The 18,472-nt window shown below is 72.7% G+C and carries 18 protein-coding genes; 2 read left to right on the top strand and 16 right to left on the bottom strand.

Going from position 1 to position 18,472, the window contains the following annotated elements:
- Positions 1-5 precede the first annotated feature (5 nt).
- The 14 genes from ACLGIH_RS04795 to ACLGIH_RS04860 all read right to left on the bottom strand — a co-directional run bounded on the left by ACLGIH_RS04795 (position 6) and on the right by ACLGIH_RS04860 (position 14,818).
- Positions 6-647 (bottom strand): phosphorylase family protein, encoded by a 642-nt coding sequence (locus ACLGIH_RS04795; RefSeq protein ID WP_416523959.1) that lies wholly within the window; start codon positions 645-647, stop codon positions 6-8.
- Complete coding sequence (gene shc / locus ACLGIH_RS04800) at positions 644-2,686, bottom strand: squalene--hopene cyclase (protein WP_416523960.1); 2,043 nt, start codon at positions 2,684-2,686, stop codon at positions 644-646. Before shc ends, ACLGIH_RS04795 begins: the two co-directional genes overlap by 4 nt.
- Before the next feature lie 119 nt (positions 2,687-2,805).
- Positions 2,806-3,870 (bottom strand): polyprenyl synthetase family protein, encoded by a 1,065-nt coding sequence (locus ACLGIH_RS04805; protein WP_416529281.1) that lies wholly within the window; start codon positions 3,868-3,870, stop codon positions 2,806-2,808.
- A 65-nt stretch (positions 3,871-3,935) separates the two neighbouring features.
- The gene (gene hpnE, locus ACLGIH_RS04810) at positions 3,936-5,393 is read right to left on the bottom strand and encodes a hydroxysqualene dehydroxylase HpnE (RefSeq protein ID WP_416523961.1); all 1,458 of its coding nucleotides are present in this window, start codon (positions 5,391-5,393) and stop codon (positions 3,936-3,938) included.
- Positions 5,390-5,545 (bottom strand): DUF6380 family protein, encoded by a 156-nt coding sequence (locus ACLGIH_RS04815; protein ID WP_416523962.1) that lies wholly within the window; start codon positions 5,543-5,545, stop codon positions 5,390-5,392. The genes hpnE and ACLGIH_RS04815 overlap by 4 nt, the downstream gene beginning before the upstream one ends.
- Positions 5,545-6,495 carry a presqualene diphosphate synthase HpnD gene (gene hpnD / locus ACLGIH_RS04820; RefSeq protein ID WP_416523963.1) on the bottom strand — a complete coding sequence of 317 codons (951 nt, stop codon included), beginning with the start codon at positions 6,493-6,495 and terminating at the stop codon, positions 5,545-5,547. Before hpnD ends, ACLGIH_RS04815 begins: the two co-directional genes overlap by 1 nt.
- Entirely contained in the window at positions 6,492-7,403 is a 912-nt protein-coding gene (gene hpnC / locus ACLGIH_RS04825; protein WP_416529282.1) for a squalene synthase HpnC, read from the bottom strand. Before hpnC ends, hpnD begins: the two co-directional genes overlap by 4 nt.
- Before the next feature lie 367 nt (positions 7,404-7,770).
- Positions 7,771-8,550, bottom strand: a complete 780-nt coding sequence (locus ACLGIH_RS04830; protein WP_416523964.1) for an ABC transporter ATP-binding protein — start codon at positions 8,548-8,550, stop codon at positions 7,771-7,773.
- A complete protein-coding gene (locus tag ACLGIH_RS04835; RefSeq protein ID WP_416523965.1) occupies positions 8,543-9,472 on the bottom strand; it encodes an ABC transporter permease in 930 nt (309 codons plus the stop codon). The genes ACLGIH_RS04830 and ACLGIH_RS04835 overlap by 8 nt, the downstream gene beginning before the upstream one ends.
- Positions 9,473-9,570: 98 nt before the next feature.
- Positions 9,571-10,443 carry a glycosyltransferase family 2 protein gene (locus tag ACLGIH_RS04840; RefSeq protein ID WP_416529283.1) on the bottom strand — a complete coding sequence of 291 codons (873 nt, stop codon included), beginning with the start codon at positions 10,441-10,443 and terminating at the stop codon, positions 9,571-9,573.
- Positions 10,444-10,448: 5 nt separating this feature from the next.
- The gene (locus tag ACLGIH_RS04845; RefSeq protein WP_416523966.1) at positions 10,449-11,192 is read right to left on the bottom strand and encodes a CDP-alcohol phosphatidyltransferase family protein; all 744 of its coding nucleotides are present in this window, start codon (positions 11,190-11,192) and stop codon (positions 10,449-10,451) included.
- Positions 11,193-11,205: 13 nt separating this feature from the next.
- The gene (locus ACLGIH_RS04850; RefSeq protein ID WP_416523967.1) at positions 11,206-12,267 is read right to left on the bottom strand and encodes an iron-containing alcohol dehydrogenase family protein; all 1,062 of its coding nucleotides are present in this window, start codon (positions 12,265-12,267) and stop codon (positions 11,206-11,208) included.
- A complete protein-coding gene (locus ACLGIH_RS04855) occupies positions 12,255-13,007 on the bottom strand; it encodes a phosphocholine cytidylyltransferase family protein (RefSeq protein ID WP_416523968.1) in 753 nt (250 codons plus the stop codon). Before ACLGIH_RS04855 ends, ACLGIH_RS04850 begins: the two co-directional genes overlap by 13 nt.
- Positions 13,004-14,818 carry a DUF5941 domain-containing protein gene (locus tag ACLGIH_RS04860; RefSeq protein ID WP_416523969.1) on the bottom strand — a complete coding sequence of 605 codons (1,815 nt, stop codon included), beginning with the start codon at positions 14,816-14,818 and terminating at the stop codon, positions 13,004-13,006. The genes ACLGIH_RS04855 and ACLGIH_RS04860 overlap by 4 nt, the downstream gene beginning before the upstream one ends.
- A 436-nt stretch (positions 14,819-15,254) precedes the next feature.
- Here ACLGIH_RS04860 and ACLGIH_RS04865 point away from each other — a divergent pair, with 436 nt between their 5' ends.
- Complete coding sequence (locus ACLGIH_RS04865; RefSeq protein WP_416523970.1) at positions 15,255-16,193, top strand: cation diffusion facilitator family transporter; 939 nt, start codon at positions 15,255-15,257, stop codon at positions 16,191-16,193.
- 329 nt (positions 16,194-16,522) lie between these two features.
- On the top strand, positions 16,523-17,116 hold the full coding sequence (idi, locus tag ACLGIH_RS04870; RefSeq protein ID WP_416523971.1) for an isopentenyl-diphosphate Delta-isomerase: 594 nt from the start codon (positions 16,523-16,525) through the stop codon (positions 17,114-17,116).
- Positions 17,117-17,125: 9 nt separating this feature from the next.
- Here the strand turns inward: idi and ACLGIH_RS04875 are convergent, their stop codons facing one another.
- Both ACLGIH_RS04875 and ACLGIH_RS04880 read right to left on the bottom strand, forming a co-directional pair.
- Positions 17,126-17,635: an ATP-binding protein gene (locus ACLGIH_RS04875; protein ID WP_416529284.1), complete on the bottom strand. Its 510-nt coding sequence runs from the start codon at positions 17,633-17,635 to the stop codon at positions 17,126-17,128.
- Positions 17,636-17,840: 205 nt separating this feature from the next.
- Positions 17,841-18,455 (bottom strand): HdeD family acid-resistance protein, encoded by a 615-nt coding sequence (locus tag ACLGIH_RS04880; protein WP_416523972.1) that lies wholly within the window; start codon positions 18,453-18,455, stop codon positions 17,841-17,843.
- Positions 18,456-18,472: the final 17 nt, after the last annotated feature.

The raw sequence follows: 18,472 nt of genomic DNA on the forward strand, positions 1-18,472 counted from the left end.
CTGGCTCACCTCCTGGGGAGCAGCAACGATCGGTGCCATTCAAAGAAAGCGGGAAGTACGGAACGGAGAACGCGGAAAGCCGATATTCCACCGCGCACGGTGCCGATCCGGACCAGTTCATGTTCCGGAGCGTCCACGACCACCCGGACGGCCGCAACGGGGCGCACGCCCGTGCGCACGGCGCTCAGCAGCGTGGCCGCGGACTCCATGTCCACCGCGATCGCGCCGGTCGCCCGCAGGTCCGCCCGTTCGGGGCCGCGGACCACGTGGCCGGAGCCGGTCAGCGGCCCGGTGTGGACGGTGCGCCCGGGCACGGCCCGGGTGAGCGCCTTGACGAGCAGCTCGGTCCCGACGCAGCCGACGGTGCCGCGCGGGTCCCGGGTCTCCCCGGCGACGACCAGGTCGCCGGGGTGCATGCCGGGGGCCAGTCCCGCACAGAAGCCGGTGGCCAGCACAGCGGCGTCGGCGAGCGCGGGATCGGCCAGCACCCGGGTGACGGAGCGCTCGGCCGCCTTCGGCCCCATGCCGGTGCGCAGCACGGTGACCGGCCCGTCGGCGCCGCCGCGGTCACCGGCGCGCAGGGCGAGGTGCTCGATGCCGAGCGCGCAGGCGACCAGCAGCGGGGCCGGAGCGGGCGTGGTGCTCATCCGCTGCCCTTCGCCTCGGCGAGCGGTTTGCCGGCGATGGATGTGCCGGCGACCGGCTTCTCGGCGAACGGCTCGCCGTTCACGTACCGGCCGAGGGCCGTGAGCGGGAACACCTGCCGGTAGAGGTGGTAGTTGATGGAGAAGTCCCAGGGGAAGCCGGTGCCGGTGAAGTACGGCTCGTCCCAGGAGCCGTCCTCCCGCTGGGTGGCGGCGAGCCACTCGACGCCGCGTTCGACGGCCTCGGACTCCTTCTGTCCCGCCGCCAGCAGGGCCATCAGCGCCCAGGCCGTCTGGGAGGCGGTGGAGGCGCCCTTGCCGCTCCACTCCCTGACGTACTTGTAGGAGCGCAGGTCCTCGCCCCAGCCGCCGTCGTCGTTCTGGACGGACTCCAGCCAGGTGACCGCCCGGCGGATCGCCGGGTGCGAAGCGGGCAGGCCGGCCGCGACCAGGGCGGGGACGACGGAGCCGGTGCCGTAGACGTAGTTGACGCCCCAGCGGCCGAACCACGAGCCGTCCGGCTCCTGTTCGGCGAGCAGCCACTCGATGCCGCGCCGGGTGCGCGGGTGGTGGGCCAGGCCCTCGACCGCGAGCATCTCGACCACGTGCGCGGTGACGTCGGCCGACGGCGGGTCGATGACCTCGCCGAAGTCGCAGAACGGCAGCCGGTTGGGGAAGGGGCTGGTGTTGTCGGCGTCGAAGGCGCCCCAGGCACCGTTCTTCGACTGCATCCCGAGGTTCCAGCGCACCCCGCGCTCGATGGCCTTCTCCACCCGCTCCGGGTCGTGGTGCTTGACGCGGCGCAGCGCGAGCACCACCTCGGCGGTGTCGTCGATGTCGGGGTAGTTGTCGTTGTGGAACTCGAACGCCCAGCCGCCGGGCGGGAGTCCGGGCCGGCGCACCGACCAGTCGCCGGGGCGCACGACCTGCTCGCCGAGCATCCAGTCGGCGGCCTTGACCAGTTGGGTGTGGTCGGCGGGCACTCCGGCGTCGGCGAGCGCGATGGTCGCCAGGCAGGTGTCCCACACCGGGGACTGGCAGGCCTCGATCATCCGGGCGCCGTCCTCGCGCCACACCGCGAACCGGTCCAGCGACTTCAGTCCCTCGCGCATGACGGGGTGTTCGAGGTCGTAGCCGAGCAGGTAGAGCGCGATGATCGAGTAGACGGCGGGGGGCTGGATGCCGCCCCAGCAGCCGTCGTTCTCCTGCCGCTCGATGATCCAGCGGGCCGCGGTGTTCATCGCGGCCCTGCGCAGCCGCTTCGGCACCGCCCGGCGCAGCGCGTGCAGCCCTTTGTCCAGCCGCTGGAAGGCGCCGTCCCAGGTGGCCGCCGGGGCGAGCGGCCGGGGCGGGTTGGGGTCGGCCGGGTCGGTGTGCAGTTCGTCGAGCGGGAAGGGCGCGGGGCGCACCGGGCGCTTGGCCGAGACGATCGTCAGCGGGACGATGGTCTGCCGGGCCCAGCAGCCGAAGTCGTAGACGTTGAGGGGCATCCAGCTCGGGAACCAGATCAGCTCGGGCGGGAGTTCGGGCAGGTCCTCCCACTTCCACCAGCCGAACAGGGCGAGCCAGATCCGGGTGAAGACACGGGCGGCGGCGATGCCCCCCTGGTCGCGGATCCAGGCGGAGGCCCTCGCCATGTGCGGGTCGTCGGGCGCGTCGCCGGCCAGGCGCAGGGCGACGTACGCCTCGATGGTGGCGGACAGGTCGCCCGGACCGCCGTAGAACGTGGCCCAGGTGCCGTCCTCGCGCTGCTCGCCGCGGATGAACAGGGCGGCGGCTCGCGTCGTCTCCTCGTCCAGGATGCCCAGGAACTGGCGGAGCAGGAGATCCTCGGCGTCCATGGTGACGTTCGTCTCGAGGTCGCCCTTCCACCAGCCCTCCGCGTCCTGCCGCGAGAGCAGGAAGTCGGTGGCGCGCCGGACGGCGTGTGCGGCTGCCTGCTGTACCCCGGCCGCTTCGGGGGTTCGACTGTCGGTTTCGCTGGCCGCGGCTGCGCGGGGCGGCAGGGTGGCCCCGGTGCTTCCGTCGGTCGTCGCTGTCATGGCTTCCCCTTCGTGCAGTGTGCAAGTGGTGCGTCTGCTGTGGGTCCGCCGTCGGCCGGTGCCTGGTGTGCCCGAGGCACCGGCCGGCGACTACGCGAGGACTATTCGACCGATAGTGATCATCTCTTTCGTACGACGACGAAGTCGGCGAGCGCCGTGAACCGGTCCCGGACGTCACCCGGCATGTCGACGGCGTCGAGTGCTTCGATGGCGATGGTGTGCTGGCGGCGCGCCTCCTCGGCGGTCCACTCCCGGCCGCCCGCCTCCTCGATGAGGGCGGCGCGGGCCGCGAACTCCTCCTCGGAGAAGTTCTCGATGTCGCTGGTCTTGGCGTCGGCGGCGAGGATCTCGCCGAGCCGCTCGGAGGCGGCGCCGCCCGCCGCGAGCGCGGCGACGACCGGGAGGGACTTCTTGCGCTGGCGCAGGTCGCTCCAGGTCTGCTTGCCGGTGGCCTCCGGGTCGCCCCAGATGCCGAGGAGGTCGTCGACGGCCTGGAAGGCCAGGCCGAGGTGGTAGCCGTACCGCTCCAGGGCGTCGGCGGTGCGCTCGTCGGCGCCGCCGAGGACCGCGCCGATGGAGCTGGCGCAGGCCAGCAGGGCGCCGGTCTTGTTGCCCTCCATCTCCAGGCACTCCTCGACGCTGACGCGGTCGCGGTGCTCGTAGGACATGTCCTGCGCCTGACCGTCGATCAGGGCGCGGGTGGCGGTGGTCAGGCGGCGGGCGGCCCGGCCCGCCTCCACCGTGCCCAGTTCCAGCAGGACCTCGCCCGCGAGGGCGAACAGGGCGTCGCCGACCAGGATGGCCTGGGCGGGGCCGTGCACCTTCCAGACCGTGTCCCGGTGGCGGCGCTGCTCGTCGCCGTCCATCAGATCGTCGTGCAGGAGGGAGAAGTTGTGGACCAGCTCCACGGCCACGGCGCCGGGGACACCGGTCTCGGGGGCGGCGCCGGTGACCTCCGCGGAGAGCACCGCCAGGGCGGGACGGACGGCCTTGCCGCCGTCGCCGTCCGCGGGGTTGCCCTGGGCGTCGATCCAGCCGAAGTGGTAGGCGGCGACGGTGTCCATGGGAGGTGCCAGACGGTCGACGGCGGCCCGCAGCACCGGCGTGGCCAGGGTCCGGCCGCGCTCCAGCAGCGCGGTCACGTCCACCGTGGTCCGTCGAGCGGCCGTCGAGGCCGGGGGCACAGTGGGCACAGTCTCTCCTCCAGTTGCGGTGCCGGGAGTGCGGATGGTCCCACGCGGCTCGGTCTTCATGCCGCCTCCTCGAAGAAGTCCGGGAGGAGATCGCGGGACCGGCCCAGGGCGGCGAGCGCGGCGCCCGCCGCGCCGACTCCGCTGCGGACCGCACTCTCCATGGTCGCGGGCCACCCGGTGGCGGTCCACGCGCCGGCCAGGTAGAGGCCGGGTGCCTGGGTACGGGCGCCGGGCCTGAGGCGTCCGACGCCGGGGGCGGGAGCGAAGGTCGCCGTGCGCTCCCTGGTCACGAAGAAGTCCTTCACCTCGGCGCCCCGGATGCGGGGCAGCAGCCGCTCCAGCTCGGGCAGGTACCGCTCGCGCAGCACGGCGACGGGCCGGTCGATGTCGTCCTGCGCGGCCGACTGCGACAACGCCAGGTACTGGCCCTCCTTCAGACCGGAGGCCTCGGTGCGGTCGAACACCCACTGCACCGGGGTGCCGAGGGCGGTGAGGAAGGGGGCGCCGAGCACCTTCCGGTCGTAGATCACGTGCACGTTGAGGATGGGTGCGGTGCCGATCTCCAGCAGCCTGCCGGGTGCGTCGAGCGCGCCCTCGGGCAGCAGGTCGTGCGCCTCGCACTGCGGTACGGCGAGCACGACGGCGTCCGCGTCGAGCGTCTCGCCGGGAAGGCGAACGCTCCAGCCACCGTCCACGTTCGAGGAGACGGCGGTGACGCGTGCCCGGACCTCGGTGCGGACGCCCGCGGAGTCGAGCGCCCTGCGGGCCAGCCGGTCGTGCAGATCACCCAGCGGGACGCGCGCCCAGCCGATGTCGGCCGCGCCCGGGTCGGACAGCAGACCGGTCTTGAACACCATCGCGGCGAGCGACAGGGAGGCGTCGCCCGCGACCGCGTTGAGGGTGGCGACCCCGACCAGGTCCCACAGGGCCTCGACGGCACGCGGCGACTGGCCGTGCGCGGCCAGCCAGCTGCCGAAGTCCTGGGCGTCCAGGGCCGGATCGGCGAGGTCGAGCCCCTTGAGCGCGAGCGCGGCCCGGCCCACTCTGGCCCGGTCGGCGAGCGAGAGGTGCGGGTAGGCGGCGAGGCTGCGTCCCAGGTGCAGCGGTACGGGCAGCGGGTCGCGCCGCAGCCGGCCGAGCCGCCGCCCCTCGGGCTTGGCCAGGTCGACGACGGGCACGTCGAGGCGGTTCTGCAGCGGAGCCAGCTCCGCGCCCCGGATGCGGTCGAGGAACCAGCGGTAGGCGGTGCAGCAGCGCAGGTACACGTGCTGGCCGTTGTCGACGGTCAGGTCGCCGCGCTGGAAGGAGAAGGCGAGACCGCCCAGGCGCGGCCGGCCTTCGAGGAGCGTCACCCGCACCCCCGCGTCGGCGAGCGCGAGCGCCGCGGTGATGCCGGCGAGCCCGCCGCCCACCACGACGGCGTGCCTGCCGGGCGGGGCCGCCCGGTCGGCCAGGTTGCGGGCCGGGACGTCCGCGAGCGCCCTGTCGGGACGCGAGCCGTTGCCGTGGGTCATCGTGCGCCCTTCCCTGTGCGGTGGCCGTGGTTGAACGGTGCACGGCCGACCGTCTCAGTCAGGGACGCCGGGCGCCACCGGAGGGTTGCCCGCCGTTCGTCCCCGGCGGCATCACCGTGGGCCGGTGCGTCGGATGTGCCGGCAGAGGTCATCAGGCGCGCCTCCTGACGGTCCGGCGGGTCACGTGCCGGGCGTCCAGTCCGGACAGACCGCGCACGGCGACATAGGCCTTCTCGCGTCCGGGCAGCGACACCCGGCCGCGCAGCACTGCCTCGGGGTCGCGCTCGATGCGGTCGAGGAGGCGGCGGTAGATGCCGGCCATCGCGGCGACGCACGCGCCGCTGCGCCGGTCGAGCATGGGGAGCAGCCGGTAGCCCTCGGCGAACAGGGCCCGGGCCCGGCGCACCTCGAAGTGCACCAGGCCGGCGAAGTCGGAGCCCTCCGGCGGGGCCGCTCCCGCGAACCCGGCCGAGCAGCCGAACTTGGCCAGGTCGTCCGCGGGCAGGTAGGTGCGCCCGTCCTCGGCGTCCTCACGGACGTCCCGCAGGATGTTGGTCAGCTGAAGCGCGAGCCCGAGCGTGTCTGCGTACTCAGGCGCGCGCTCGGCGCCGCGCGCCCCCGGTTCGGTGCCGAACACGCCGAGCGAGAGGCGTCCGATGGCACCCGCCACGAAGCGGCAGTAGAGCTTCAGGTCGTCCCACGTCTCGTAGGTCTCGCCGCGGACGTCCATCTGGACGCCGTCGATCAGCTCGTCGAGGCCGCCGAGCGGAATCGGGAAGGCCCGCGCGGCGTGGGCGAGGGCGACGGCGACCGGGTCGGTGTCGTCCTCGCCGACCGCGCCCTCGCGGATGCGGGTGAGCAGCGAGCGGGTGTCCTCCAGCCGGGCCACCTTGACGTCGTCGGCGAGGACGCCGTCGCCGATGTCGTCGACGCGGCGCGAGAAGGCGTACAGCGCCGACATCGCCCGGCGCTTGGGCGTCGGCAGCAGCCGGATGCCGTACGCGAAATTACGTGCCTGCTGTCCGGTGACGGCCTCGCAGTAGCGGTAGGCGGCGAGTACCGGTGCGGACACGTGTGCCGGCGACTCCACGGTCCGGATCACCCCTCTCCTCGCAGGGTCGCGCCCACCTCGCGGAGCAACCCGGCCTTGCCGGGCTTGGGCGGACCGGGAAGTACGTCGTGGTCGGCGGCGGCGATCGCCCGGAGGGCCGCCCTTCCTCCCGCCACGAACCCGGCGAGCAGCAGCCTCAGCCTGCCGTGGACGCTCCTCACCAGGGGGGTCCCCTCGTCCAGCAGGTCGCGGGCCTGTCGGGCTTCGTAGGCGATCAGTGCGCGCACCGACGCGCCGGCCGAATCCGCCGCGAGGTCCGCCTCCCGGACGTGGAAGCGCTTCATGTCCGCGGCGGGCAGGTAGATCCGGTCCCGGGCGAGGTCCTCGGCGACGTCCTGGAGGTGTTCGACGATCTGCAGGGCGGTGCAGATCGCGTCGGAGCGGCGGACCCGCTCGGGCGTGACGGTGCCGGTGACGGCGAGCACCAGTCGGCCGACCGGGTTGGCGGACAGCTCGCAGTAGGCGAGCAGGTCGTCGTAGGTCTGGTAGCGGCGGACGAGCTGGTCCTGGCGGTTGGCGGCGATCAGGCCGAGGAACGGCTCGGGGGTGAGCGCGCAGCGGCGCACGGTCGGCAGCAGCCGCCGCAGGAGTGGGTGACGCGGTGCCTGGCCGCGGGGCTCGAAGACCCGGCGCAGGTCGGCCTCGAAGGCGTCGAGCAGGGCGAGCCGGTCGTCGGCGCGCTCGGGCGCGACGCCGAGGAGGCGGGCGTCGGCACCGCCGGGGGCCAGGTCGCCGTCACCGATGTCGTCGACCAGCCGGGCGAAGCCGTACACGGCCATGAGGTCGGCGCGCCAGGCGCGGGGCAGGAAGAAGGGGGCCACGGGGAAGTTCTCCTCCGCGGCCTTGTCGAGCGTGCCGCGCACGGGGTCGGCGGCGCGCGCCGCGCCGGTGACCGTCACCGCCGGCTGCCCAGGGCCGGAACGGCACATACTGCGACGGCACGCGCTGCGCGGAGGTGGGGAGTATCCGTAGCCATTGCCGTCACATCTCCCGTTCTACACTGCCGACCCAATACACACTATTTTGGACACGCCGCCCGTGCGGCGGCCCCGGCCGAGGGTGTCGGGCACTATTGCCCCATGTGCCGCGTTTGGGGACCGGTACAGCTTACGTCGTAGAAGCCCTCCAGGAGCGCCGGGGTGTCCTGCGCACCACCCCAACACATCAGGCACCGTCAGGATTCCGGCCGCGGGTGGGAGTTGACGGTTCTTTTGCAGAGGCCGGGACGCGCCGGAGCACTTCCGGCAGGTCCCGGCGGAGCACCGGTTACTTGCCGGTGAACTTCTCGTACTCCTTGAGCACCTCGTCGGTCGGGCCGTCCATGCGCAGCTCGCCGCGTTCCAGCCACAGGACGCGGTTGCAGGTGTCTCGGATGGACTTGTTGTTGTGGCTGACCAGGAAGACCGTACCGGCCTCCTTGCGCAGCTCGCGGATGCGCGCCTCGGAGCGGGTCTGGAACTTGCGGTCGCCGGTGGCCAGGGCCTCGTCGATCATGAGGACGTCGTGGTCCTTGGCGGCGGCGATGGAGAAGCGCAGGCGGGCCGCCATGCCGGAGGAGTACGTGCGCATCGGCAGGGTGATGAAGTCGCCCTTCTCGTTGATGCCGGAGAAGTCGACGATGTCCTGGTAGCGGGCCCTGATCTGCTCGCGGGACATGCCCATGGCCAGGCCGCCCAATATGACGTTGCGCTCGCCCGTCAGGTCGTTCATCAGGGCCGCGTTCACGCCCAGCAGCGACGGCTGGCCGTCGGTGTAGACCTTGCCCTTCTCGGCGGGCAGCAGGCCGGCGATGGCCCGCAGCAGGGTGGACTTGCCGGAGCCGTTGGAGCCGATCAGGCCGATGGCCTCGCCCCGGTAGGCGACGAAGGAGACACCGCGTACGGCGTGCACCTTGCGCACGCCGCGGTCGTCACCGCGCTTGAGGATGCGGCTGAGCGCGGCCGTGGCGCTGCCCTTGCCGGTCCTGGCGCCGTTGACCCGGTAGACGATGTGCAGGTCGTCGGCGATGACGGTGGGCACCCGCTCGCCCTGCTGCTGCTCAGCCACGGCCGTACCTCTCCTCCGCCTTCCAGAAGTACACGAAGCCGCCCACGGCGACCAGCACGGCCCAGCCGAGCGCGACCGCCCAGACGTGCGGCGGCAGGTGCTCGGAGCCGTATCCGTCGATCAGCGCGAAGCGCATCAGGTCCATGTAGATGGCGGCCGGGTTCCACTGGAGGATGTCCGCGATCCAGGACGGGCGGTCCTTGAGCATGATCGGGATGGAGAACATGACGCCGGAGGCGTACATCCAGGTCCGCATGATGAACGGCATCAGCTGGGCCAGGTCGGGTGTCTTCGCGCCCATGCGCGCCACGATCAGGGCGAGGCCGGTGTTGAACAGGAACTGCAGGGCGAGCACCGGGACGATCAGCAGCCAGGACATCCTCGGGTAGCTGCCGAAGCCGATCGTCACCGAGAACAGCACGATCATGGAGGCCAGCAGCTGCTGGAGTTGCTGGAGCGAGAAGGAGATCGGCAGTGAGGCGCGCGGGAAGTGCAGGGCCCGCACCAGCCCGAGGTTGCCGGAGATCGCGCGGACGCCCGCCATCGCCGAGGACTGGGTGAAGGTGAACACGAACACCCCCGTCACCAGGAACGGGATGTAGACGTCCCTCGGCATGCCGCGGCCGGCCTTCAGGATCAGACCGAAGATCAGGAAGTAGACGAGCGCGTTCAGCAGCGGCGTGGCCACCTGCCACAGCTGGCCCAGCTTGGCCTGGCTGTACTGGGCGGTCAGTTTGGCCTGGGAGAAGGCGATGATGAAGTGCCGTCGTCCCCAGAGCTGACGGACGTACTCGACGAGGGACGGGCGGGCGCCGCTCACGGACAGGCCGTACTTGGCGGCCAGCTCGGCCGCCGTGAGGCCCTCGTCGGGTGACACGGGTGCGGCCACCGCGACCCTGCCGTCGTGCGTTGTCTCACTCACTAGTGGAAACTTTCGTCTTCGAGATGCGCGGCCCACGCGGACGGGCGCCGGCCTGCGGCCCGGGACGGGGCGCCCCGAGGTGCTCGGACACGAGCTTGTCAGATCACCGGGGGCCGGCCCAGTCGGGTCAGCCGCCACACCGTACGCCACTTCATGGGGCGGCGGGGACCGCACGGGGTGCTCCAGCCCTCGCGGAAGCCGCCGAACCAGGCCTTGAGGGCCGGGCGGGAGGGGCGGCGGGCCAGGGTGAGCAGCAGCCAGACCCCGAGGTAGACCGGGACCACGGGGGCGGGCAGGTTGCGGCGGGCGAGCCAGACCCGGTTGCGGGCGACCATGCGGTGGTAGACCGCGTGCCGCGAGGGGGCGGTCGTCGGGTGGTACAGCACCATGTCCGACCGGTAGTCGATCATCCAGCCCGCGTCGAGGGCCCGCCAGGCCAGGTCGGTCTCCTCGTGGGCGTAGAAGAACTCGTCCGGCAGGCCGCCGACCTGCCCGAAGACCTCGGTGCGGACGGCGTTGGCGCCGCCGAGGAAGGTGGTGACCCGGGAGGAGCGCATCGGGTCGGAGGCGCGCAGCCGGGGCACGTGCCGGCGCTGGGTGACCCCGGTGTCCGGGTCGGCGATCCGGAAGCTGATGATGCCGAGGGCCGGGTCGGCGGCGAAGGCCTCCCGGCACAGCTCGGCGGTGTCGGTGCGGGCCAGCAGGCCGTCGTCGTCCAGGAAGAGCAGGACGTCGACGTCCCGGCCGCCGGGGCCGAAGGCCTCGATGCCGACGTTGCGGCCGCCGGGGATGCCGAGGTTCTCGGGCAGCTCGACGGTGCGCACGCCCTCGGGGACGTCCGGGACCGGGGAACCGTTGCCGACCACGACGACCTCGACCGGGTCGCCGTCCTGCTTGGCGACGGAGTCGATCAGGGCGCGCAGCTCGTCGGGGCGGTTGCCCATGGTGATGATGACGGCCCCGACCTTCATGGCGCTCACCGCAGCCTGCTGGAGGCCAGGACGGACACCAGGTGCAGCAGCGTCTGGAGCAGCGCGATGCCGGCCAGGACGGCGGTGCCGAGGCGGGTGAAGAACAGGTCGCCGTGGATCGTGTCGGCGATCGCGAGGACCAGGATGAGCAGGGAGGCCTCGATGCCGAGGATCAGGCGGTGGAACTTCAGGGCGGCGGCGGCCCGTCGGGCCAGCGCCATGCCGGAGGAGCGCGGCTCGGCGGCGGCCTCCTTCACCGGCGGCATCCCGGCCTGGTGGCGGGCGACGCCGACCAGGTCGGTCTCGGCCTTGATCAGGATGGCGCCGAGGGCGGCCAGGGTGCCGAGGAAGGCCCACAGCCAGTCGATGCGGCCGGTGCCCCACAGGTCGGCTGCGCGCAGACCGAGGCCGACCAGGACGGCGGCGTCGGTGAGATAGGCGCCGACCCGGTCGAGGTAGACGCCGCCGAGGGAGTACTGCTTCCTCCAGCGGGCGATCTCGCCGTCCACGCAGTCCAGCAGCAGGTACAGCTGGACCGCGACCACGCCGAGCACGGCGCCCCAGATCCCCGGCACCAGCAGGGCCGGGGCCGCGAGGACGCCGCAGACGGTCATCAGGTACGTGAGCTGGTTGGGCGTGATCCTGGTGTTCACCAGGTAGCGGTCGACGCGCAGGGACACCTCGCGCATGTAGAGGCGTCCCGCCCAGTGCTCACCGCTGCGCCGGTCCTTGACCCCGGCGGGGTGCACGACCGGTCGTAGTTCAGCTACCGATGGCCTTGACATAGTCGGCGTAGATGTCCTTGATCTGTTCGGTCTTCAGGTCGAGGTGCTCGAGGATCGTGAAGCGGCCGGGCCGGGTCTCCGGGGCGAACTCCACGGCGCGGACGAACTCGTCCGGGGTGAAGCCGATCTCCTCCGGCAGCACCGGCAGCCCGTGCCGCCGCAGCACCGAGGCCATGTACGCCGACTCCTCGTGGGCCCCGCGCAGGTACATCGCGAAGCACGCGCCCAGGCCGCACTGCTCGCCGTGGGCCGCCGCCCGCTGCGGGAACAGCAGGTCGAAGGCGTGGTTGATCTCGTGGCAGGCCCCGGAGGAAGGCCGGGAGTCGCCCGAGACGGACATGGCGATGCCACTGAGCACGAGGGCCTCGGCGAGCACCTGGAGGAAGTCGTTGTCGCCGATGCCGCCCGGGTGGCGCAGCACCGCCTCGCCGGCCTGGCGGGCCATCGCGGCGGCGAGGCCGTCGATCTTCTCGCCGTTGACGCGGTTGGCCAGCTCCCAGTCCGCGATCGCGGAGACGTTGGAGACGGCGTCGCCGATCCCGGCCCGTACGAAGCGCACGGGGGCGTCGCGGATGACGTCGAGGTCGATGACGACCGCGATCGGGTTCGGCACGCCGTACGAGCCGCGGCCCGCGTCGTTGTCGAGGGTGGCGACCGGGGAGCACAGGCCGTCGTGCGCCAGGTTGGTGGGCACGGCGACCAGCGGGAGGCCGACGCGTGCCGCCGCGAACTTGGCGCAGTCGATGATCTTGCCGCCGCCGAGCCCGACGACCGCGTCGTAGTGGCCGCTCTTCATCTCGCCCGCGAGCCGGATCGCGTCGTCCAGGGTGCCGCCGCCCACCTCGTACCAGGTGGCGCCGGGCAGCGAGGGGGCGACGCGCTCGCGCAGCCGGGCACCGGAGCCGCCGCTGACCGCGACGGCGAGCCGGCCGGAGTGCGAGACACGCTCGTCGGCGAGCACGCAGCCGAGGTCGTCCAGGGCGCCGGGGCGGATGTCGACGACGACCGGGGTGGGGATGAGCCTGGTCAGTACCGGCACGCGATCTCCCGTCCCTTGGCGAGGTCGTCGTGGTTGTCGATCTCGACCCAGCTGACGTCGCCGATCGGCGCCACGTCGATCCTGAAGCCGCGGTTCACCAGTTCCTGGTAACCGTCCTCGTAGTACAGCTGCGGGTCACGCTCGAAGGTCGCCCGCAGCGCGTCGGCCAGCTCGGCGGCGGCCTCGCCCTCGATCAGGGTCACGCCGATGTACTCGCCGGTCGCCTCCGCCGGGTCCATCAGCTTCGTGATCTTCCGCACGCCCTTGTCGGGGTCGACGACGACCTTCATCTCCTCGTCGGCGAGCCGCTTGACCGTGTCCAGCGCCAGGATGATCTTCTTGCCGTCACCGCGCGCGGCCAGCAGCGTCTTCTCGACCGAGACCGGGTGCACGGTGTCGCCGTTGGCCAGGATCACGCCGTCCTTCAGCGCGTCCCGCCCGCACCACAGGGAGTAGGCGTTGTTCCACTCCTCGGCCTTGTCGTTGTCGATCAAGGTGAGCTTCAGGCCGTACTTCGCCTCCAGCGCCTCCCTGCGCTCGTACACCGCCTCCTTGCGGTAACCGACGATGATCCCGGCCTCGGTCAGACCCACCTCGGCGAAGTTGCCGAGCGTCAGGTCCAGGACGGTGAGGCTGTCCTCGGCGCCCTCGGGCCCCACCGGCACCAGCGCCTTGGGCAGGGTGTCGGTGTAAGGGCGCAGACGCCGTCCGGCGCCGGCCGCCAGCACGAGGCCGATCATGCGGGTTCTCCTTCATCGTGTACGGCGGGCGCGCCACCCTTGTGGGCGGCGGCCCAGAAGCGGATGCTCTCGGCGAGCACCACCAGAGCCACGGCCACGGCGAGAACCGTGAGCGCGATCGTGAACTGTGCGCCGGTGAGCAGCGCGGCCAGCACGGCGACCACCAGCGCGCGGCCCTCGTGCCCCCCGGTCACCCGCACCAGCCAGTGCGGGGGCGCGCCCGCGTTGCCGCGGATGCGGTAGACCGTGTCGTAGTGATGGTAGGCGACCGCCGCCACCAGCCCGAAAGCCGCCGGAAGCGCCCCGTTCACCTCCGCTTTGGCGGCGAGCAGCAGCACGGTGCCGTACTCGGCGGCCCTCAGCATCGGCGGGACCAGCCAGTCCAGGGCGCCCTTGAGGGGCTGGGCGACGGCGGCGGCCGAGGTCACGACGTAGAGCGCCGCCATGGCGACCGGCAGGGCGCTGCCGTACGAGGAGACTCCCGCCGCCAGGAGCAGCAGCGCGGCGCCGGGCAGGGCCAGGAGTGCGCGCGATCCGAGCGGGCCGCCGGCGGGCAGCCTGCGCAGCGCGCCGGAGAACGCCTCCGCGAGCGGCCCGGAGTCCGTGAGGTCGTACAGGGCCCGTGCGGCCCGGTCGGTGCGGCGGGCCTTGCGGGTCACCGAGCGCAGGACGCGGCCCGCCGTGGTGTACGTCGCCGCGAAGGCGCAGCCGATGAGCAGGGCGCAGAAGGTGATCCGCGGGGTGGTGACCGCGGTCAGGACGGCGATCATCGCCCAGCGTTCGCCGATGGGCAGGACGATCACGCGGCGCAGCCAGACCGTCCAGCCGACGCCGTCGAGCTTGTCGGAGAGGGCGGCGGTGGGGCTGGTGTTGGCCGTCGCGTCGTGATTGGCCTCGTTGAAGGAGAAGTCGACCACGTGCCGGCAGGTCTGCAGGATCATCGCGGCGAGCGCGAGGGTCCATACATCGTCGCCGCCGCGGGCGGCGCCGAGGGCCAGGCCGGCGTAGTAGGCGTACTCCTTCGCCCGGTCGAAGGTGGCGTCGAGCCAGGCGCCGAGGGTGGAGTACTGCAGGGAGTAGCGGGCGAGCTGGCCGTCGGTGCAGTCCAGCACGAAGGAGAGGAGCAGAAGCAGGCCGGCGGCGACGAACCCGCCACGGGTGCCGGTGGCCGCGCAGCCCGCCGCTATGAGGGCGGTGATCAGGGACGCGGTGGTGACCTGGTTCGGGGTCAGGCCGCGACGCGCGCACCAGCGGGCGAGGTGGCGCGAGTAGGGGCTGACGAAGAAGGTGGTGAAGAAGCCGTCGCGGGACTTCACGGCCGTCTTCAGGCGGACGGCCTCGTCGTCGACGGCGGCGACGGCCTGCCGGGCCTCGTTGCGGGCCTGCGGGTCGGCCGGGACCGCGGCGACGAGGCTGCCCAGCTCGGGGCGGTGCACGTCGGCGCCGTCGGCGTCCAGGGCGGTGACGATGCGGTCGGCGAGGCTGCCGACCAGGGTGGTGCCTCCGCCGGCGGAGTTCTCGCGGGCCATGGCCCGGGCGAGGGCCTGGCGGCCGGCCGGCCGGGCCGTCACGGCACCCGGGATCGCGGCGAGCGGGAAGCGGGGGTCGGTGAGGCCGAGGCGCAGGGCGTGCGGGTGACCGACGAAGCGGGCGTCGACCAGGGCGACGCGCTCCGCGTCCGGCACCCGGGCCAGCTGGGTCTCGGCGTCGGCGGCGTCGGCCGCGCGGCGCACCTCGAAACCGAGGGACCGCAGATCGTCCTCGATCGACGAACCGGGGACCGGCTGGCCGGTCAGGATGGCGGTCGACAACCGAACTCACTCCCTGGGTACCGACGGCTCGCGCCGGGGCTGTGCATGGTGGGGCGCCCGCGCCTGCGGCACCCGGGCGGCATGTCGGCAGAGGCTATCGGATGAACAGAACGCCGTGTTCATCGCCCGTTCGGCGGGCGGTCGACGCGGCGTGGGCACGCCTTTGCCGCGATCATCATCGGGGATGCGGGGTCCGGCCGACAAACCGCGGCCCCGGAACACGGACGCGCGCGGGGCATCGCACCGGTTGCCGGCGGACGCCTCCGCACGCGTGGCGCGACCGCTCTCCCGATCGCTTCAAGGCTCTGACCTGCGCACCGTTTCCGCAGGTCAGAGCATATGACAACGGTGTTCAGTGCCGCGTTGCCGGGTACCCCCCGGCCGTAGTTCACTGTGATCCGGACGGACGGCTACGGAGCGCTGGGAGGCGGCTTTCATGGGGGCTGGGCACGATCACGGACACACGCACGGCGCACCCGCCGGCGGCACCGCGACCGCCGCCTACCGCGGGCGGCTGCGGGTGGCCCTGGCGATCACGCTCACCGTCATGGTCGTGGAGGTCGTCGGCGGTGTGCTCGCCGACTCGCTGGCGCTGATCGCCGACGCGGCCCACATGGCGACGGACGCGGTGGGTCTGGGCCTGGCCCTGCTGGCGATCCACTTCGCGAACCGGCCGCCGAGCGACCGGCGCACGTTCGGCTACGCCCGTGCCGAGATCCTCGCCGCGCTGGCCAACTCGCTGCTGCTGCTGGGGGTGGGCGGCTATGTGCTGTACGAGGCCGTCGAGCGGTTCATCACGCCCGCCGGCACCGAGGGCGGGCTGACCATGGTCTTCGGCGCCGTCGGCCTGGTGGCGAACTCGGTCTCGCTGGCGCTGCTGATGCGCGGCCAGCGGGAGAGCCTGAACGTGCGGGGCGCGTTCCTGGAGGTGGCGGCGGACGCGCTCGGCTCGGTCGCGGTGATCGTGTCGGCGCTGGTGATCCTGGCCACGGGCTGGCAGGCGGCCGACCCGATCGCGTCGATCGCCATCGGCCTGATGATCGTGCCGCGGACGCTTCGGCTGCTGCGGGAGACCCTGGACGTGCTGCTGGAGGCGGCGCCCAAGGGCGTCGACATGGCCGAGGTGCGCGCCCACATACTGGCGCTGGACGGCGTCGAGGACGTGCACGACCTGCACGCCTGGACGATCACGTCGGGCATGCCGGTGCTGTCGGCGCACGTGGTGGTCAGCACCGAGGCCCTGACCGCGATAGGTCACGAGAAGATGCTGCACGAGCTGCAGGGTTGCCTGGGCGACCACTTCGACGTCGAGCACTGCACCTTCCAGCTGGAGCCCAGTGGGCACGCGGAGCACGAGGCCCGGTTGTGCCACTGACGGGCGCGCGGCGGGCGGCCGACCGTCATTCGCCGCGCGGCTCCGGGCGCCGTCCGGGGCACACGGCGGGGCGCGTGCGTCGGGCAGCGCGCCGGGGAACGCAGCCGTCCGCCGCCGTGGCGGCGTTCTGACCGGCGACGGGCCCGGCGCCGACGGTTCCCGGGCGGCAGCGCCGGGCACGATCATCCATCGAGCCCCTCCCCGGTGTACGCCCGGTGACGCCCGTGGCTCCGCGCGTCGCGCGGGACATGCGGGCGGGCCGGGAAGTGCCGGGAGTGCCGGATTCGTACGGCACACTTGGGGCGCGAGGACCGATGCGAAGGATGGGTATGCCGATCACACCTGCTACCGCGACGCACAGTTCGTCGAACGGCACCGCAGACGCGATTTTGCTGGAACTGGTCGACGAGCACGGCGCGACGATCGGCACGGCGGAGAAGCTCGCCGCACACCAGCCGCCGGGGCAGCTGCACCGCGCCTTCTCCGTGTTCCTCTTCGACGAGCGGGGCAGGCTGCTCCTGCAGCAGCGGGCGCTCGGCAAGTACCACTCCCCCGGCGTGTGGTCCAACACATGCTGCGGCCACCCCTATCCCGGTGAGGCGCCGTTCGCCGCGGCGGCCCGGCGGACGTACGAGGAGCTGGGGATCTCGCCGTCGCTGCTCGCCGAGGCGGGCACGGTGCGCTACAACCACCCGGACCCGGCCTCGGGCCTGGTGGAGCAGGAGTACAACCACCTGTTCGTCGGCCTGGTCCAGGCGCCCCTGCGGCCGGACCCCGACGAGGTGGCCGAGACCGCTTTCGTGTCGGCGGCCGAACTGGTCGGGCGGCACGCGAGGGACACGTTCTCGGCGTGGTTCATGACGGTGCTGGACGCGGCCCGTCCAGCGATCAGGGAGCTGACGGGCCCGTCCGCCGACTGGTGACGGACGGTCCTACGGCAGCCGCGCGTGCTGGAGCGGCAGGGCGGCCCAGATCACCTTGCCGCCGCCCGCCGTGTGCGCGACGTCGCACACCCCGCCGGCCTCCCGGGCGGTCTCGCGCACCAGGAGCAGGCCCCGGCCGCCGGTCTGCCCGTGGTCGGCCTCCAGCGCGGTCGGCCGGTAGGGGTGGTCGTCCTCCACGGAGACCCGGATCCACTCGGGGCCGACGGCGACCTCGACGGCGAGCACGGGGGACAGCACCGCCGCGTGCCGGACGGCGTTCGTGACGAGCTCCGAGACGATCAGCAGCAGGCCGTGCGCCACCTCGTCCGAGACCGGCACCCCCTGACGTGCCAGCAGGTCCCGCACGGCGTGCCGCGCCTGCGGGACCGAGGCGTCGACGGCGGGGGCGGTGAACCGCCACACGCCCTCGTACGGCAGCGGCCGCCCGAAGCTCTGCACGCCGTGGGACGCCCCGGGGTCCTCGGGGCGTGGGCCGGGCCCGCGCCCGTCGTCGTCCATCGTCCGGTCGCCACCCTCGCGCTCGATTGTCACCACACCCCTGAGTGTTGGTAACGCGTCGCTCCGCCCCGGATGCCTGAACGCAAGTCAGCGGGTATCGAGCGGTTCTGATCGCGTGCGCATGACCTGGTCGGTCCCGGGACTGTTCCTGTCCCGGTTGTACCGGCTCGGCGAACTATTCGGGTTGTACGTGTTTGGCGGCCGGTCAGTCCCCTATGTCCCTCCGCCCGGACTCCTCCCCGGCCAGCCGGTCGGAGACCATGCCCACGATGCGGCGCCCGCCGAAGCCGGCGGCGATCAGGCCGAGGCCGTCGAAGAGCAGGGCCAGCGAGAAGAACGTGCCGATGACGTACTGGCTGTCGCTCGGCCAGGAGGCCAGCACCAGGATGCCCAGCAGCAGGTCGAAGGCGCCCAGCAGCAGCGTCCAGCCGAACTGGGGGCCGCGCACCACGACACTGCCGACCAGCCGGAAGAGCCCGGCGGTGAGGAACAGCAGCGCGGCGAACATGGTCAGCGCGGCGGCCGCCGTGCCCGGCCTGCTGATGATCACCACCCCGGCCGCGATGTTCAGCGCCGCGACGATGACGCCCAGCCAGAAGAAGCTGGTGCCGCGCGACTGGATCGCGTGCAGCAGTCCGACGACGCCTCCGATCAGCAGCAACCAGCCGAAGAGCAGCATCGAGGTCAGAGTGGCGACCCCGGTGTAGACGAGCCCGACGGTCCCGGCGATCACCAAGAGCACGCCGAGGGCGGCGAGCCGGCCGAAGCCGCGGTTCAGCTCCGCGGCGCCGCCGCCGCGTGCCTCGGTGGACGTGGTCATGAGCGCCTCCTCGGGGC

Origin of the sequence: Streptomyces hamibioticus, from assembly GCF_047946815.1 — a bacterium.
Lineage (GTDB): Bacteria > Actinomycetota > Actinomycetes > Streptomycetales > Streptomycetaceae > Streptomyces.

Excerpts from the sequence above, each read along its gene's own strand:
- ACLGIH_RS04815 (WP_416523962.1), bottom strand. The coding sequence starts at position 5,545 with ATGACCTCTGCCGGCACATCCGACGCACCGGCCCACGGTGATGCCGCC.
- shc (WP_416523960.1), bottom strand. The coding sequence starts at position 2,686 with ATGACAGCGACGACCGACGGAAGCACCGGGGCCACCCTGCCGCCCCGC.
- idi (WP_416523971.1), top strand. The coding sequence starts at position 16,523 with ATGCCGATCACACCTGCTACCGCGACGCACAGTTCGTCGAACGGCACC.
- hpnE (WP_416523961.1), bottom strand. The coding sequence starts at position 5,393 with ATGACCCACGGCAACGGCTCGCGTCCCGACAGGGCGCTCGCGGACGTC.
- ACLGIH_RS04880 (WP_416523972.1), bottom strand. The coding sequence starts at position 18,455 with ATGACCACGTCCACCGAGGCACGCGGCGGCGGCGCCGCGGAGCTGAAC.
- ACLGIH_RS04795 (WP_416523959.1), bottom strand. The coding sequence starts at position 647 with ATGAGCACCACGCCCGCTCCGGCCCCGCTGCTGGTCGCCTGCGCGCTC.
- ACLGIH_RS04875 (WP_416529284.1), bottom strand. The coding sequence starts at position 17,635 with ATGGACGACGACGGGCGCGGGCCCGGCCCACGCCCCGAGGACCCCGGG.
- ACLGIH_RS04865 (WP_416523970.1), top strand. The coding sequence starts at position 15,255 with ATGGGGGCTGGGCACGATCACGGACACACGCACGGCGCACCCGCCGGC.
- ACLGIH_RS04840 (WP_416529283.1), bottom strand. The coding sequence starts at position 10,443 with ATGAAGGTCGGGGCCGTCATCATCACCATGGGCAACCGCCCCGACGAG.
- ACLGIH_RS04855 (WP_416523968.1), bottom strand. The coding sequence starts at position 13,007 with ATGATCGGCCTCGTGCTGGCGGCCGGCGCCGGACGGCGTCTGCGCCCT.